Consider the following 15,830-nt stretch of genomic DNA (forward strand, 5'->3'; position numbering starts at 1 on the left):
CTTATGGTGCATTGGCAGTTGTGAAAATTGGTGACCCCGACAGGATTTGAACCTGTAACCTGCCCCTTAGGAGGGTGTCTGTCATTTCCCGTTTCTCCATTTTATCCCAGAATGTTAGCATGAACTGAATCGGGTGTCTGTACTGGTTTTGTACGAAAACGCGCCCGAATTTGCTGTTCTTCATCAGTTTTGGCATGGGCATAAATCCTCATCGGAAGGCTGACATCGGCCCATCTACCGGCTGCTGCTGCCGTGGCGGGATCGACCCCTTCGTGAACGACAAGATGGGTATAAAAGCCGTGACGTCCGGCCGCGTGTGCCGAGAGATATTGGATATCCGCTTTCTTGCAGATCGTTTGCCAGCGTTTGGCGTAACCAGTCGGAGAGCCGTACCCGAAGACGCGCGCTTCCTGCAGCGTACCCAGCTTGCGATTACGCGGGCATTTGGGGCGCAATGCGCGCATCTCCGCCATCATCTCGTCCGACACCGTCACCCAGCATTCGATATGGCCCTTCTGGGCCTTCAGTCGCACCTTGGGTTGCGAAGGGTGAAGGTCTCTGGGGCGGATCGATGTGGCCTGATCGATGCGGGCGGCCGTTTCGAACATGAATCTCAAGAGCGCGGCGTTGTAGGGATCGGCATGGGTGCAGAATGCCTCGACCCAGGCACGGGTAGAGGGTGTGCGGGTGATGCGGCTTGGTCTGCCCCGTTTGCGGTCCTGTGCCATGCGTTCCTGACTGTCGAAGGACGATACCTTAATCATCGGGGTGCCGTGATGCTCATGCGCGTAGTTGATGACGGCGCGCGCGGGTGTGATGATCTCGCGCCACCACGTATCGGCGCAGACATTTGGCTTCAGGCGGCGGGCGAGATCTTTCAGTAGCGCACCGGTGATCTTGTTCAGCGGGTAGGGGCCGAGCTCATCGAGCAGGAGCAGGTAACGACGCGCGTCTTTGGCCGGAATTGGGTAGTTGCTCAGCGCTTCCGCAAAATCCATGCAGTACTCGTCGCCTACGATGTGGCGGCGCTTCTGCTTTTCGGTCTCGATGTTTATCCAGTCGCGCGCGCCAGCTTCTGTAAGTGAGTACGTAGTCTGGCGGTATGGCCCAGCGATGGGGCGGCCTTCGAGCTCGATCCAGCCACGCGCCCAATAGACGTTACCTCTTTTGTACGGGGTGAGCGGCATTTTTGATCCTCCTGTAGGAGCTGGTCTATCTGGGCTGGGGTAATCAGAAGCGTGTTGCCAAACCGGAAGCATGTCCCGAAGCGATTGGCTTTTTCGCGTAGGGTACGCTCGGAGATGCGGAGCCCACGAGTGTTGAGACGGTCGACCCATTCGGACGGAGTCAGGGCGGTGTCCAGTATTTTCGATCCCGTTTCGATCTGGTGTTCATTTTGCACAGCTTGGCCTCCATGTCTCTGGCGTCAGTGGGTGATGTGTCGGGAACGATCCTGTGCATGTCTGGCTTCGCGCAGCAGGATCTCGTCCATCTGGTCGGGGGTGATGAAGATCGCGCGCCCGATGGAGAAATACTGCCCATGCTCGCGCGCCTTCGAACGCAGGGTGCGGGGCGAGAGCTCGACGCCGCGCGGGCGGAGCTTCGCGGACCATTCTTCAGGGGTGCGACCGAGATCAAAGATTTTCGACATATCATTTTCCTCTTGAAAGGCGGGATGCTTCACAGATGATAGTCAAAAGTACTTTTCGTCAACGCATTGTTATTTATTGGTATTTTTAGTGCAGGATCCTGCACTTTTTGTAAGAAGCTGCAGGGAGATGGCGTAAATGAAGCCCAAAAACCCACCAGACCTCCCTTTCGGTGATGACGAGGAGGAGGATTGGGAGCCCCAAATAGACGCGGAAGGCGCGTTTGAGGATGAATGGCGCCAAAAGCCGGGGCAATTGGGCGATCTATTGAAGAAAGCACGTCGCGCGAAAGGCATGAGCCAACAGCAATTGGCGAAGATTGTGGGGATCAGCCTGCGTTCATATAAATCCTACGAGATACAAGAGACGCTTCATGTGCCTGCAACTGTGCTTCAGCGTTTGGTCGAGTTCCTGGACGTGGATCCTGGGCTTGTCCTGATGGGTTCGCCATCCAAGGTGAATTATGACGTTGTTGTGGATGACGTGCTGGATATGGCCATGCATATCAACAAGACATACCAACGGGTTGATGGGGCGAAGTTCGGCCAGAAAGAGGGCCTAACGGCGACTGAGCTGCGCGACGTCGTAAAGGCCGTTCTGCGCGAGCGGGATCTACAGCGCACTCTCAGACGCGATCTATCCTACCAACCTGGATGGGAAGAGATTGAAGAGGCTGTGAAAACTAACACTCAGTATTTCTCTTCTACCAGGATATTATAATTAAATAAGAGCGATTGCTTCGAAATATGTGTGAAGATTTTTTTGAGGTCGCATCGTGTGACAATTAACTTAAATCTACTTCACGCTTAACGTAGCTTCTCGGCTGAATTCTGACTTTTCTCGAAGTTTGATGCTTGTCAGATGTGCCGGAAATTTACTTTCGCCGAGGCGTTATTTCTTCCAGCTAGCGTTACGGGATAATATATCACTCCATTGATGCTATCTGGGTACTGGCGGTTTTTTTGTTGAGTGGGCGCTTTTGTATTGGTCGCACTTGCTACGAAGAATATCACTTTCTTGAAGTTAGGTGTTAAAGCCTTGTCGTGATATTCAGCGAGAAGTTTTAAAAGATACTCCACAAACATTTCAGAATTTCTAAGTTGCGCTGAACATTTGGATTTAGTCGGGCTGCAGGATTTCAGGTCGCCCAAAAGAATCTGAACGCCATCATCGTTTTCAGTGACAAGAACCAAATCACAGCTTTTGTTAGCTAATCTATGTTCGCCGTAAATCAGACAGGAAAGTTGAGAAAATGCATTCTTCAGCTTTTCTTTAAGCTGGCCTTTGGGTGCATGGTCGAGCTCGAATGCAACTGATCCTACTGGGACTCCTGTGATCACCAGTTCTCTTAATACCGCAGAACTGTCGTGCTCTCGCACGAGCAATTCTCCATTGCTGGATATTGTTAAAAATAACTCGGGCCTTAGTAAGGCTTTAAATGCTGCTTCCAACTCATTCCTCGATGGATAGGTAAATATCACGCGCCTTCAAATTTTCATCGGCGATGATATTATCGAATATCGCAGTGTCTATTCCTGACTGAGAAATGGACATTGGGCGGAAGTCACGGGTCGAATCCGCACAGTAAGCACCTACTTGCGAAGGCTGCAAAACATCCTGGTTTGCTAGCTTGTACTTTCGTAGGAGATCACTCTTTTCTTCCCCGACGCTGGACATCGAAATCAAATTGTTAATTTCTCTAACGATATAGTCGCTATGGGTAGTCAGGAGGACCTTGACGCCGGCATTGACAAGGCGAGCTATAAGGCGAGCAAATTTAACCTGATTATCAGGGTGCAAATTTAGTTCCGGCTCGTCGATAATCAGAATTTGGTTCTCACGAGCGACATGGTTTATGTACATGTCGACTAAAAATAGCGACTTGATCGAAGAAGATGCGATATAAAGGGGGACCACAAGCTTAGCTTGTTTAGGCTTTTTGCGTGGGCTATAGGCCAGCTGTCCGTTGTTTGAACGAAAGCTTCCCCCGCTGAGCAAATCATTTAATGCATCAAAGACATAGGAGTATTTTTCCTTTTCTTCCCGTAGAAAACTTTTCCGCTTACTTACGTTTTCATAATCTCTGACCATATCAATGTTATCTTGAATAGGTTGAGCATAGCGCGAACGCATTGCTTCGATTATCTTCAAGGGATCTATTTTATCTGATCCGCGTAGGTGTGAAACGATAGCGTTGCTATTGTAATCGAGGTCCTTGTAAAACAGCGCAACGCCCGTTCTCTCCGAAGTCACAACGAACGGTGAGGGAATAGCTGCACCTAGGATCGCGCCGAAAATGATGCTGTCGATAAGTTCGGCAATTAAATGCCGCGGGATCTTCAGTTCATCACTATGAGTTAGGGCTAACGTAAGCTTGCCGGTATCGGGGTCGATTTCCCCCGCAATCGTGCCTTCCTTAGAGATTTTTACTGAGACTTCGTATTCCCTTACAGCGTCAAGCTCTTGTTCGGCCAACTTAAAGGAGAATTCGGAGCTCTCGAAGAAGCCATCAGGCGCATTGAAAAAGCTATTGAGCCCGCGTTCAAAGTTTTTTCCGGCAGTCGCTAAGTATTCAGAAAAGTTTTTTCTTACCTGAGGGAGGTCAACTGTGACAGGCTCACCCTTTAAGAGCGCACGAATAACGTCGCTTTCCACCCCAAAGTCGAACAAATCTACAAAATGTTTCAAAGCCGCGTACACAGCGTAACTGATGTAAGTTTTGCCGGAGCTATTGGGACCGCAGATTACAGTCAGATCAGAAAGCGTTATTGATCCACTGCCAGCTTGACCAAAGTTTTTGAAATTTATTTGCATGATCAACTTTCAATCCTGAGCGGCACTTGGCGCGTGTAGCACGTCTAAGACGTGGTTCTTGATAGGTCAACAAATCTCGGATCCGCGTAAGATCAGACTACAAAGCTCGTCGACGGTTGGTGCGAGATAGGACAGAATTTACTCCCCTATCCCAGTTTCCGTGTCTTGCAACAGTTGCCAGGTGTCAATGCCAAACCCCTGTGCCACGCGGTACAGGTTATCGATGGAGATATTCTGCTCCGAACGCTCCACCGCGCTGAGATAGGTGCGGTTCAGCCCGCATTCATTCGCCAGAAATTCCTGCGACCAACCGCGCTCGGCGCGGAGCCTGCGCATATTGCGCGCAACCGTGTCTCGCAGAGGGCTCTTGGGGGTTGTCTTCATGCACAATGCTATTGTGCGATGATGCTTTTAACTCTACCTGTTTTAACATTCATTCGACATTGGGAGCCTCACATGACCCAACAATGTCCGCATTGCATGACCGAGATTCATATCGACGCGACAACATGCCCGAAATGCGGTGCCCAGAAGGGTATTCTGAAGCCTGGCTGGTCGGCGGAAAGGTGGCGTACCAATTCGATGCCCATGTTCGCCTTCGCGGGCGTGGTGGCAGCCATTGGCGCGGTTATCTCCAGCTGGGCGGTATCAACATCCTGGACGATGGGGATCAAGGAGGGGCTGATCCTCTTCATGCTCTTCAGCCCGTTCATCATCTTGTTCGGAACGATAGGGCTCGTGATGCATCGCGTGATTCCGAGGCTGCAGGAGGCATGGTTCCGATGAGCAACCCGAGTGGCAAGACGCCCGCTCAAGGGAGGAGCCGTGCTGCATTCTCCCTGAGCCCCGATGCGCATAAGGCGCTGCGGATGGAAGCTATTCGTCGGGACATGACGATGCGGCAACTCATCCTGCGCGCGCTGGTTGATGCCGGAGTCGACATCCCCAACAAAGACCTCGAAGAGTGAGGCGTTATGCAGCCGGAGGCATCGTGCGATGCGTGGTTGCAGCCCCTCGTTCGAGGCATATCTGAACGACTTGAAGCGCGAAAAATTCTAATCGGTCGATGGTGCATTTCCCCGCACCATCGACGGCAGTCAGGCTGTGCCGAGCCTGAAATAAAAGCGCAGAACTCTCTTGAAAAATGACGTGATTGAAACCTGAAAAGCGTGGGGCGGGGTACAGGGGCGCGAGCCTCCCTGTTCGACATTTTACGGGTGGGGCTTCGCCTCGGGACCCGTAAAATAATAGTCGGTCACTAATATTTAGCGAAATCGCAAATGTGGGCTAGAGTGGCCTACAATTCAGTTTGCGATAGCGCCACTTTTTTCAACTTAAATTCTTAACTCATGGTGCTTTCTGCGTGACTGGCGGGTTGGTTAATCGCTGCGATTACTGTCTTGCCGCTAGCCGCAACTCAGGTATGGCGGTTGGCTCAGTACTTTGACCAACTAGCGTAAGAAGAAGTTGTTGGTGTCTTCCTACCGATCTAGTGTCGTTGATGATACCCCGCGCCATCCCTTTGAACGGACAGCGCGTGAAGGTGTCGTTTCCTTGTCGCTGGAATGCAAATTTTGTCATCCTGAAATTGAATGAAAAGGCTTAGTTAACGAAGATGAAGATCAAGCTGCTTGAGGCAAAAGCCATCGCGAAGCGCCTGTGCAAACTTATCGAGAAACATGACGAAATTTATATAGCCGTTGCTTGGGGAGATCTGACCGAGGTTGCCAAGAGGCTGATAGAAAACCGTCATAAATCTAAATCGGTCCTCATCGGCGTCGACTTCTCGGCCACCGACCCCGATTTGATTGATGAATTGGTCGATGTGCCTAATGCCTTCGTCGCGAGAAACCGCCCCGGCTGCTTCCACCCAAAGATCTTTTATTTTCAGACAGGAGACAAAGCAGAGGCTATCGTCGGGAGCGCCAACTTTACCAAGGGCGGTTTAGAGACGAATATTGAGGCTAGCGTGCGCGTGAAAGGTGCGACGGATGATGATTTCTTTGTTCAGGTCCGTAGCCAGCTAGCAGCCTATCATCATCTTCACCTTCCAATTACAAAAGAACTGGCAGAGACTTATCGCCGTCAGTCCGAGGCTGCTTCCAGAGCGCCGCGACCGCCAAACCCGGTTTTGCCGCCCGACCCCGCAGAGCGGAAACGTTTTACGTCTGAGCTCGCAACTATGACATGGAAGAAATTCGCGAAGCTTGCCCATCGTGACGAGCAGCACGACTTTGACAGACGGATGAGTTTGGTTCGTGAAATTCAGAAAATGTTCGCGGTGACTGCTTCCTTCGGTGACCTGTCAGTTGCTGAATGTAAAGCAGTTGCCGGAATTCTTGGAGGCAATGAGGCTGAAAGAGAGGGCCTCGCTGATTTCGAATGGGGCTGGTTCGGCTCGATGATAGGTGCCGGAACGTTTAGACAATTAATAGGGCAGCGCGATGAACGTTTAGCGGCCGCCTTGGACGCCATTCCAAAACGCGGTGACGTGACCAGAGACCAGTTCGACGCCTACGTAGAAGCCTTCACGCGAGCCTTCGATCAAGCGGCGAGAGTAGGTCGTCTTCCCCCTGCGACGCGCCTCCTTGCTATGAAGCGCCCTGATTTGTTCGTGTGTGTAAACAGCCAAAACATGAATGGTCTGCGCGGAGCTCTCTCATGCGCAAACGCTATAACTCTAGACAACTATTGGGAGTGCGTAATTGAGCCCATTCGACAAGCACCTTGGTTCAATCAGCCGCGACCGGTGGGTGGCGATATTGAACTCTGGGATGCTCGCGTGGCCATGCTCGATGCCATCTATTATGCCCCTGAATGAAAATGATTAGTGCGCCTTGCAGATCAATTTTGCACTTCGGCCACGTGGGGTGAGCTTAGCGACTGAAATGTTGGCCTCATAAGGTGCGGGCTTATGCCGTCATTTATGCCGCTTGCCACTCAAAGCTGTATAAATGACCGCTCAGCATCTTCGCGAAGTTAAAACTGCTGATTAATTGAGATCTTTTGCTTGGTTTTTATGCAATCTCGTCCTCGTAACAGACCGCCGCCCAGCCTTCTCCTCCGAGCCATGCTTCGTCTTGATCTGGGATCGGAATGCCGAAGCTGGCGCGCTGTTTGGCGGCGTGTTCGCGGCGGTCTTCTTTCTCGTGTTCAGATAAAGTGCCCCACCATGTGACGGCCTCCAGCAGCTGTTTGTCGGTTAGGTGGGTCAGCCTTTCGCTGTGAAAGATCTCGGAACTGTTTTCGGCGAGCAGGTCTTGGACGCCTTTGAGCGCATGCATCTGAAGGTCTTGAAGTTTGTCTTTCATGTAAGTTTCTCCTCGTGATTTAGCCGGAATTGCGTAGTGGGGAAATGTGCAGGGCGCTCGGGTCACCGCCGCCCTGGGAGCAAGCTTATCAGGCGATCTTTGACGCCTAGAGCGCGCGACATGCCTGTCTTGGCGCTTTCGACTAGCTGCTTCCATGCGGGCGACTGTTCAACGGTGTTGGCCAGATTTATCGGGGTGAAGGGGAGATCAAAGGCTTTACGCGCCTCTTGGCTGATTTCCTGCCCCAAATCTTCCCATGCCAACCAGCGGGGCCGAATGCGCGCGAGATCCCCCAGCCAGTCGTCCAGCTGCCTGAAAAGCTGCTCGAAGCCTGCAACCGGCGTAGCCGCGTTGGGCGGCTGTTGCAGCCGGTTGATGCCGTCCGTGATTGCGGGCCAGAGATCGGTTCGCATCTCGGCGCGTTCCTCCGGTCGGTAGGTTCGTGACATGCCGTCACGACGGGCACTCAGGCGGTTGATAAGCTCGGGGGCGGCTTGCCGGTGCTCAAGGGCCGCGATCAGCCCTTCCTCTGCAATGATATGCGCCAACTCCGCCTCTTCGATCATCTGCGCGACGGACACTTCCAGCGCAGCCCTCTGGCGGCTCTCTGCGGCATCTGCGGCTCGGGTGGCTACGTCCTCCCGCTGCAGGGCAACTGCGGTGCGTTTCTGCGCGCCAAGCCGCTCCTGTTCGGCCTTCCACGACTTGCGGTCGAGGCGACGACGACGCGGGCCGGTACGAGCCTGATTGTGCCTGCTGCCGACCGCCTCGTGATAGCGGTCCTGCCAGCCCTTCATGGCTAACTTGTAGCTACGAGAAGGGGAGCCAGACCATTTGGCATCGATATGCGCCTGCTGGTCGCGATGCCCTTCGTGGCACAGCTTGGCGTTCATCCGTATATTGTCATTCGTGCAGATCGGAGCTGCCAGAATGTGGATGTGTGGATGCGCTTCGTCCCGATGCTCGACAACGCTTAGTACCTCGGTGCCGTTGCTGGCCGCATCCTCCTTGGCGAAGGCGATGACGTCCTCGCGCCAGCGCTGATATTCCTCCTCGATCATGTCAGACACGGGATCAGGGAAGCTGAAGACGCTGGCGACGAGGATATGGGTGTCATTGCGTATGCCGCGATATTCGCCCTTACGCTCGGGATGCGCCTTGCGCAGAGCGCGCAGGCGTTTGTTCTGCTGAGTGATGCGCTCTTCCAGCAGATCCATAGCGGCGGTCGGGCGCATCCCCTCGATGATGATCGGGGGCAAGGGGTTTGGCACATGCGGGCAGGCGCCCTGAAGGCGCTCGGCCTCTTCGGCAACAGCGCGGGCCGAGATGTTCTTGCCGTTGCCCTTGGCAGAGAAGGTCGCCTTATGCGCGAAGATCGATTTGCCTCTGTTCTCAGACATTCGAATGCCTCGTGCTGAAATCGGTCAGTTCGGCAAGGAGCGTCTGCAGTACAGCACCTTCACGCGCCTCCTTTCTGACCATGCCGACAAAAGCCCGCGCGGCATCCCTGACCCTGAACTGATCGTTTCTCTGGGCATTGCGATCCGCGATAAGGAGGCAAAGCGCCGCCCGTGACGCGCCAAGGGTCTCACAGGCCCGATGCCATTCCTTCATGGAAAGCTGGAGGTTCTGGGCATAGTCCTGCGCGGCGAGCACCAAGGCCCTTTCATCGGGGAGCCCGCCCGTTTCCATGCCCGAGGCGTAGAAGGCCAGATATTCACGGAAAGGTTCCGACGCCAGAAGCCAGATCTGCCGTGCCGTGGTGCGGAGCAGCCGAGCTACTTCCGGCTTCTTGGCACTACAGGTTTTATGAATTGTTTTCTTATGAGTATTGGGTGGGGTCAAAATGTCCCACTGGTGGGACATTTCCGCATGACCGCCCGCGCTATCATAGTCGTTCAGAACCGCCTCAAGCGCCGCCGCCACGTCCTGCAGACGCGCCAGATCATGGATCAGCGAGGGGCGATGACTGGGCAGAATGGTGTCTGCTGCAATCATCGCCTCTTCGTCATCCAGATCGCGGATGCGCTGGAACAGCTTGTTGATATGTGGGCGGAGGGCTTTCGCGGCCTTTTGCTCGTCTTCGACGGCAAGCGCCATCGCCTTGATCTCCCGCGCGCGCTCGATCAGTGGGGCGAGGTTGATGCCGAACTCATGCTGGACGAGCCCGCGCAGCCTTGTGCCGCAACGTCTTCCGCGCGTGGTGCTGGATTTGTGGATGAGCCCTCGGGCCATCAGCTCGGCCTCGATACGGGCGATCTGACGGCGCTCCATGTCGAGCGACGTCGCGATCTCGGTGACAGACATCCAGAAGGCGCAGATGCGCCCTGTGACGAAATCGCCATCCATCGTGCGCTCGATGGCAAGAGCCAGATAGCCGATGGCTCCCTTGCTCAAGCCGAGTTTACGGCGCGCGGTTTTGAGGAATCGCAGCAGTGCCCAACGGTCCAGACCGGGCGGCAAACCGGTATGCGTGAGGTGGTGTGTCATGCCCGCACCCCGCAAAAAATATACGGAATAACTTTTGCGATTGATCGCCGGGCAGGGGTTGCGATACCCTGTGTAGGAAAGTTGAGTGCTTTCTTCTGACGTTTGACCCCGGTTCCGGTTGCCGCCGAGCCGGGGTTTTCGTTTGTCTGCACTGGACCTGATGGCCAAGGGTGCTGTACAGGTTTTGTACCGGATGTTCGGGGATCAGCCCCGTAGTCGCGCGTAATCCGGCGCATGATATTGCAGGTATCTGCAGGGTGCGTCGCGCAAGTTTCTGAAATTGCTGCGAAAATTGGTGACCCCGACAGGATTTGAACCTGTAACCTGCCCCTTAGGAGGGGGCTGCTCTATCCAGTTGAGCCACGGGGCCCCGCAAGACTGACTTGGTCTTGAGGCAGGGTCTTGATGCCCACAAATGCTATCGGTTTCAAGCCTATTTGCTTTTCGCATCACAAATGATGGTCGCAAAATGAAAAGGGGAAGCGAATTGGCCCACCGCTTCCCCTTTGCCTTAGCGATCCCGCGATCGGAGTCTACACGCGGTCTTGCCTATGTCAGTCGGGGTTTTTCGGATTCTTGCCCCTCCTGTTATCGCTAACATAGCGCAGCGGTTGCACTTGCGCAAGACAAATAATTGACGCTAACAAGAATAAACAGCAGTCGAGGACATCATCGTGACCAAACCGCCCAATGATACACGCCGCCCGTTGACCCTGCGTGATGTGTCCGAGGCCTCCGGTGTCTCCGAGATGACGGTGAGCCGTGTGTTGCGCAACCGTGGAGATGTGTCGGCCACCACGCGCAGCAGGGTTCTGGAAGCCGCAAAGCAGCTTGGTTATGTGCCCAACAAGATTGCGGGGGCTCTGGCCTCGCAGCGCGTCAATCTGGTGGGGGTGATTATCCCGTCGCTTGGCAACCTTGTTTTTCCGGAGGTGCTGGCCGGAATTTCCGACGGGCTGGAGGGCAGTGGCTTGCAGCCCGTGGTCGGTGTGACCGATTATTCGCCTGAAAAGGAGGAGAGCGTTCTGTACGAGATGCTGTCCTGGCGTCCTTCGGGGGTGATCATCGCGGGGCTTGAACATAGCGAGGCCGCCCGCGCCATGCTGATCAATGCGGGTATTCCTGTGGTCGAGATCATGGATGCCGATGGCGAGGGCGTGGATTCGGTCGTGGGGATCTCGCATCGTCGTGCGGGCTTGCAGATGGCCGAAGCCATCGTGACGGCGGGATATAAGCGGATCGGCTTCTTGGGGTCCAAAATGCCGGAAGACCATCGCGCACGGAAGCGTTTCGAAGGGTTCAAGGAAGGGCTTGCCGCAGCGGGATTGTCGATTGCCGATGAGGAATTCTATGGCGGTGGATCGGCGCTGGCGAAGGGACGCGAGATGACCCAGACGATCCTGACCCGTTCTCCCGATCTCGATTTTCTCTATTACTCGAACGATATGATCGGGGCAGGGGGGATGCTGTGGTGTCTGGATAATGGCTATGATGTGCCCAACCAGATCGGGATGGCGGGGTTTAACGGATTGCGGTTGCTGGACGGATTCTCGCGGCGCTTGGCCACGATGGATTCCTGCCGCCGCGAGATCGGGCTCAAGGCGGCAGAGATTATCGCCGGTGTGCCGCATAGCGGGATGATCGGGGGCGAGAAGCTGGTGTTGGAGCCGGTGCTGCAGATGGGCGACACCATTCGTAAGGTCTGATCAGAGCGCCTCCAGCAATCTGGCGTGGCGCGCGACAAAGGCTGTGCGTGTCTCGCGCGGGGGGCGTAGCTGGATTTCCAGCCGCGCCGCGAGATCGGCATCGACCCTGCCGAAGATCTTGTCGGCCTCTGTGGCGGAGAAACCTGCGATCCGTTCGGCCTCAAGGCGCGCCGAGACGATATCGGCGCGCTTGATCTGGCGTTTGAGCTGCTGGCTGATCTGTGCCGGTAATCCGAAGCGTAGATGGATCGCGGCCGTCAGGCGCGCATCCAGAACGCCATAATCCTGCCCGATGGCCGCCTTGACGGGGGAAATCATGTCGCCCAGCACATATTCGGGGGCATCATGCAGCAGCGCTGCCAGGCGCGATCTGGCTGTCGCTTTGGGATAGAGAAGGCCGAAGATTTCCTCGACCAGAATGGAATGCTCGGCGACGGAATAGGCCCAGTCGCCGATGGTCTGCCCGTTCCAGCGCGCCACGAAAGATAGCCCGTGGGCGATATCCTCGATTTCGATATCCATAGGCGTCGGGTCCAGCAGATCCAGCCTGCGGCCAGACAGCATGCGTTGCCATGCGCGTTTCATTTGATCACCGTCAGATCGGTCGGGAAGCGGCCCAGATAGCGCCCGATGGCCTTTGACGAGAGGAGGTGCTTGATCAGCATCTTCCGCATCCTGATACCATCGGGGGGCAGTTGGGAGTGCGGGATATGGCAGTCCGGATGGTCGGGGAAATGCGCGCGGATGAAACGGCTGTAATGCAGACGGAAGCGGGGAGGGAATTGTCCGTCCGTGTCTTTCCAAGGTTTCGAATTGCCGATGAAATGGATCACATGCGGGCCCTGTACGTCGCAAAAGAACCGCGCGGCCCAGCTATATTGCCAATTCCAGAACGGGCTTAGCTCGGCCCAGTTTCCTTGCAGCACCGAATTATACAGGTTCTGGTCATGGCGGATCATGCGCGACGCTTCTTTGCGCCCGAGGTCCACGCATTTTTCCAGCAGGTTGCTGGCCATATAGTTATGGACATCCATCAGCAGGATGCCTGCATTGAAATAGGGGGCACTTGGCAGCCCGAGCCGTTTGAACTGCATCGCCCGCCGCGTGGGGGTGCGCCACTGGATGTTGTCCCGCACGGCGGCGAGCGGGCGGGGGCCCAGATCGCAGTCCATCAGGGCCGAGAAATCCCCGCTTTGCACGTAGATATCGGCATCCATGTAGAGAATGCGGTCGTACTCCTCGCGGAGTGCTTGCGGCAGGGCGAGCCGGAGATACACGTCATGGCTTTTGCCCGCATCCAGTCGCAGCCCTTCGAACATCGTGCCTATATCCACCTTCAGAAGGCGGATGTTCAGATGTGACAGGCTTTCGGGAAGGCGCACAGGGCGTTCGTTGAAGGCGATGCAGATGTCGAAATCATGGCGCGGTGTCGATTGCAGGATCTGCTCCGCGGCGAGGCTTGCATAGGGAAGGTAGCCCGTGTCGCAGCAGAAAATGATCGCCTTTCGATGGGCAGCGGGGCGGCTGGCATTTACCTTGATGGTCATAATTTCTCCCGCATGAAAGGTGACGCAAGCGTCTCTTAACCGATTCGAAATCTGTCAGGCGCAATTCTGGGGCGAGTGCTACGACCCGGCTTTGCACCACAAGATCGACGCGGATTTATCAGATTTAGGCGGCCTATGAAAAGGCTTGATCCAATACCGTTTACGGTCCTTGGCAGGGCGCTGTTATGCCTGCAGCCCCGTCAGATAAGCGCGAAATCGGTGAAACGGGAACAAAGGGCGGTCGGGGCGCGTTGAGGGATCGAACAGGACATAAGGAGGAACATCATGCGCCTCGGCCCAAAGAAAGTTGCGACGATCACTGCTGTTACGGCCCTTGCGGTTGCGCTGCCGGTTACAGTTGCCATGTCAAAGGTGGATAACCTTGACGGGTTTGAGATGGATGTTCCTGAAATCGGCCTTGCGGCGGCGCAGGCAGACCCTGTCGCCGCTCCGCAAACGGTTTCTTATGACGGAGATATGGGGCGCCCGATGGACGAGCCGATGGGGCCGATCTATGGCAACGGCGATCTGTCGATGTTTGATGAAATCCAGCAGATCGGCGATGATCAGGCCACCAATGTCCCTTATTGTGACAAACCGGCGGCCCTGACCCGGACGCTTGACCATGATTTCGCCGAAAAGAAACGGATGCAGCGCGAGATCGGGGAGCACCGTTCGATCGAGTTCTGGGCCTCGGATATCATGGGCACGTGGACGGCGGTCTATAACCGTGCGGATGGCGTTGCCTGTGTCCTGTCCTCCGGTATGGGCTGGGAGCGTGGTGATAGCCCTGTCGCAATGCTGGAAAACGCAGAAATCCTTCCCGTTAAGGGATAAGACACTACGTTAAATGGCTCGTCAGAATTGCCCAGAACGCAGGGGGATGCTAGGTAATCCCCCAGCAAGGGTAACTGGGAGCCGAGCATGGCTGATTACGTAATCAAAGACATCGCGCTTGCGGCTTACGGTCGCAAGGAACTGGACATCGCCGAAACCGAGATGCCGGGGCTGATGGCCTGTCGCACCGAGTTCGGCGCATCCAAGCCTCTGGCCGGTGCGCGCATCGTTGGTTCGCTGCATATGACGATCCAGACCGCTGTTCTCATCGAGACGCTGGTGGCGCTTGGGGCGGATGTGCGTTGGGCGTCGTGCAACATTTTCTCGACCCAAGATCACGCTGCCGCGGCGATTGCCGAAGCAGGTGTTCCGGTCTTTGCCGTGAAGGGCCAGTCGCTGGAAGAGCATTGGGATTATCTCGATCGTTCGTTCCAGTTCCCCGAGGGCGCGAATATGATCCTCGACGATGGCGGCGATGCCACCCTTTACGTTCTGCTGGGCGCACGTGCCGAAGCGGGTGAGGATATCATCCCCGTGCCGCAATCCGAAGAAGAGGCCGTGATCAAAGCGCAGATCAAGAAGCGTATGGAGCAAAGCCCCGGTTGGTTCACCAAGACCCGCGACGCGATCAAGGGCGTTTCGGAAGAGACCACCACCGGCGTGCACCGCCTCTATGATCTGCATAAGAAGGGCCAGCTGCCGTTCCCCGCGATCAATGTCAACGACTCCGTCACCAAGTCGAAATTCGACAACAAATACGGCTGTAAGGAATCGCTGGTCGACGGTATCCGCCGCGCGACCGACGTGATGATGGCCGGTAAGGTTGCGGTTGTCTGCGGTTATGGCGATGTGGGTAAAGGCTCGGCGGCCTCGCTTCGCGGCGCAGGTGCCCGTGTGAAGGTCACCGAAGTCGACCCGATCTGCGCGCTTCAGGCGGCAATGGATGGCTTCGAGGTCGTGCGTCTGGAAGATGTCATCTCGGATGTGGATATCGTCATCACCACCACCGGCAATAAGGACATCGTCCGTATCGAGCATATGCGCGAGATGAAGGATATGGCGATTCTTGGCAACATCGGTCACTTCGATAATGAGATTCAGGTCGCGGCGCTGAAGAACCACAAGTGGACCAACATCAAGGATCAGGTGGATATGATCGAGATGCCCTCGGGCGCGCGCATCATTCTGCTGTCCGAAGGTCGTCTGCTGAACCTCGGCAATGCCACCGGTCACCCGTCCTTCGTGATGTCGGCCTCCTTCACCAATCAGGTGCTGGCGCAGATCGAACTCTGGACCAAGGGCGAAGATTACCAGCCGGGCGTCTACATCCTGCCCAAGGCACTGGACGAGAAAGTGGCCCGCCTGCATCTGGGCCGTATCGGTGTGAAACTGACCGAACTGCGCCCCGATCAGGCCGAATATATCGGCGTCACGGTCGAAGGCCCCTATAAGCCGGAACATTACCGCTACTGATTT

17 protein-coding genes and 1 tRNA gene are annotated in these 15,830 nt (G+C 55.5%); 7 read left to right on the forward strand and 11 right to left on the reverse strand.

Going from position 1 to position 15,830, the window contains the following annotated elements; genetic code table 11:
• Positions 1 to 101: 101 nt before the first annotated feature.
• Together AC2ISB_RS13420 and AC2ISB_RS13425 are read right to left on the reverse strand one after the other, a co-directional pair.
• Positions 102 to 1,187: a tyrosine-type recombinase/integrase gene (locus tag AC2ISB_RS13420; protein WP_486575422.1), complete on the reverse strand. Its 1,086-nt coding sequence runs from the start codon at positions 1,185 to 1,187 to the stop codon at positions 102 to 104.
• Positions 1,188 to 1,426: 239 nt separating this feature from the next.
• Positions 1,427 to 1,651: a hypothetical protein gene (locus AC2ISB_RS13425; protein ID WP_406735753.1), complete on the reverse strand. Its 225-nt coding sequence runs from the start codon at positions 1,649 to 1,651 to the stop codon at positions 1,427 to 1,429.
• 136 nt (positions 1,652 to 1,787) lie between these two features.
• Between AC2ISB_RS13425 and AC2ISB_RS13430 the strand changes: the two genes are divergently transcribed.
• The gene (locus tag AC2ISB_RS13430; protein ID WP_486575424.1) at positions 1,788 to 2,369 is read left to right on the forward strand and encodes a helix-turn-helix domain-containing protein; all 582 of its coding nucleotides are present in this window, start codon (positions 1,788 to 1,790) and stop codon (positions 2,367 to 2,369) included.
• Between the two features lie 137 nt (positions 2,370 to 2,506).
• Here AC2ISB_RS13430 and AC2ISB_RS13435 read toward each other — a convergent pair whose 3' ends face one another.
• The 3 genes from AC2ISB_RS13435 to AC2ISB_RS13445 form a co-directional block, all read right to left on the reverse strand.
• Positions 2,507 to 3,100: a hypothetical protein gene (locus AC2ISB_RS13435; RefSeq protein WP_486575426.1), complete on the reverse strand. Its 594-nt coding sequence runs from the start codon at positions 3,098 to 3,100 to the stop codon at positions 2,507 to 2,509.
• Position 3,101: 1 nt separating this feature from the next.
• The gene (locus tag AC2ISB_RS13440; protein ID WP_486576803.1) at positions 3,102 to 4,463 is read right to left on the reverse strand and encodes an AAA family ATPase; all 1,362 of its coding nucleotides are present in this window, start codon (positions 4,461 to 4,463) and stop codon (positions 3,102 to 3,104) included.
• 138 nt (positions 4,464 to 4,601) lie between these two features.
• Positions 4,602 to 4,847: a helix-turn-helix domain-containing protein gene (locus tag AC2ISB_RS13445; protein WP_486575428.1), complete on the reverse strand. Its 246-nt coding sequence runs from the start codon at positions 4,845 to 4,847 to the stop codon at positions 4,602 to 4,604.
• Positions 4,848 to 4,943: 96 nt separating this feature from the next.
• Here AC2ISB_RS13445 and AC2ISB_RS13450 point away from each other — a divergent pair, with 96 nt between their 5' ends.
• The 3 genes from AC2ISB_RS13450 (at position 4,944) to AC2ISB_RS13460 (ending at position 7,284) form a co-directional block, all read left to right on the forward strand.
• Positions 4,944 to 5,249: a zinc ribbon domain-containing protein gene (locus tag AC2ISB_RS13450; RefSeq protein ID WP_486575430.1), complete on the forward strand. Its 306-nt coding sequence runs from the start codon at positions 4,944 to 4,946 to the stop codon at positions 5,247 to 5,249.
• Positions 5,246 to 5,431 (forward strand): hypothetical protein, encoded by a 186-nt coding sequence (locus tag AC2ISB_RS13455; protein ID WP_486575432.1) that lies wholly within the window; start codon positions 5,246 to 5,248, stop codon positions 5,429 to 5,431. The genes AC2ISB_RS13450 and AC2ISB_RS13455 overlap by 4 nt, the downstream gene beginning before the upstream one ends.
• Before the next feature lie 647 nt (positions 5,432 to 6,078).
• Positions 6,079 to 7,284, forward strand: coding sequence for a hypothetical protein (locus AC2ISB_RS13460; RefSeq protein WP_486575433.1), 1,206 nt, complete (start codon positions 6,079 to 6,081; stop codon positions 7,282 to 7,284).
• Between the two features lie 196 nt (positions 7,285 to 7,480).
• Here the strand turns inward: AC2ISB_RS13460 and AC2ISB_RS13465 are convergent, their stop codons facing one another.
• From AC2ISB_RS13465 to AC2ISB_RS13480, 4 genes are all read right to left on the reverse strand, one after another.
• A complete protein-coding gene (locus tag AC2ISB_RS13465; RefSeq protein WP_486575435.1) occupies positions 7,481 to 7,774 on the reverse strand; it encodes a hypothetical protein in 294 nt (97 codons plus the stop codon).
• Positions 7,775 to 7,836: 62 nt separating this feature from the next.
• On the reverse strand, positions 7,837 to 9,174 hold the full coding sequence (locus AC2ISB_RS13470) for a plasmid recombination protein (RefSeq protein WP_486575437.1): 1,338 nt from the start codon (positions 9,172 to 9,174) through the stop codon (positions 7,837 to 7,839).
• The gene (locus tag AC2ISB_RS13475) at positions 9,167 to 10,264 is read right to left on the reverse strand and encodes a helix-turn-helix domain-containing protein (protein WP_486575439.1); all 1,098 of its coding nucleotides are present in this window, start codon (positions 10,262 to 10,264) and stop codon (positions 9,167 to 9,169) included. Before AC2ISB_RS13475 ends, AC2ISB_RS13470 begins: the two co-directional genes overlap by 8 nt.
• Positions 10,265 to 10,557: 293 nt before the next feature.
• Positions 10,558 to 10,634: transfer RNA gene (locus AC2ISB_RS13480), tRNA-Arg, on the reverse strand.
• 304 nt (positions 10,635 to 10,938) lie between these two features.
• Here AC2ISB_RS13480 and AC2ISB_RS13485 point away from each other — a divergent pair.
• The gene (locus AC2ISB_RS13485; protein WP_339108738.1) at positions 10,939 to 11,970 is read left to right on the forward strand and encodes a LacI family DNA-binding transcriptional regulator; all 1,032 of its coding nucleotides are present in this window, start codon (positions 10,939 to 10,941) and stop codon (positions 11,968 to 11,970) included.
• Here AC2ISB_RS13485 and AC2ISB_RS13490 read toward each other — a convergent pair whose 3' ends face one another.
• Complete coding sequence (locus tag AC2ISB_RS13490; RefSeq protein WP_339108739.1) at positions 11,971 to 12,555, reverse strand: HD domain-containing protein; 585 nt, start codon at positions 12,553 to 12,555, stop codon at positions 11,971 to 11,973. It abuts the gene before it with no gap.
• Entirely contained in the window at positions 12,552 to 13,517 is a 966-nt protein-coding gene (locus AC2ISB_RS13495) for a glycosyltransferase family 8 protein (protein WP_406735748.1), read from the reverse strand. The genes AC2ISB_RS13490 and AC2ISB_RS13495 overlap by 4 nt, the downstream gene beginning before the upstream one ends.
• A 285-nt stretch (positions 13,518 to 13,802) precedes the next feature.
• Between AC2ISB_RS13495 and AC2ISB_RS13500 the strand changes: the two genes are divergently transcribed.
• Complete coding sequence (locus AC2ISB_RS13500) at positions 13,803 to 14,354, forward strand: hypothetical protein (RefSeq protein ID WP_486575442.1); 552 nt, start codon at positions 13,803 to 13,805, stop codon at positions 14,352 to 14,354.
• A gap of 87 nt (positions 14,355 to 14,441) precedes the next feature.
• Positions 14,442 to 15,827 carry an adenosylhomocysteinase gene (gene ahcY, locus AC2ISB_RS13505; RefSeq protein ID WP_486575443.1) on the forward strand — a complete coding sequence of 462 codons (1,386 nt, stop codon included), beginning with the start codon at positions 14,442 to 14,444 and terminating at the stop codon, positions 15,825 to 15,827.
• Positions 15,828 to 15,830 lie beyond the last annotated feature (3 nt).

This window comes from Thioclava sp. NS-SX20 (assembly GCF_057380695.1).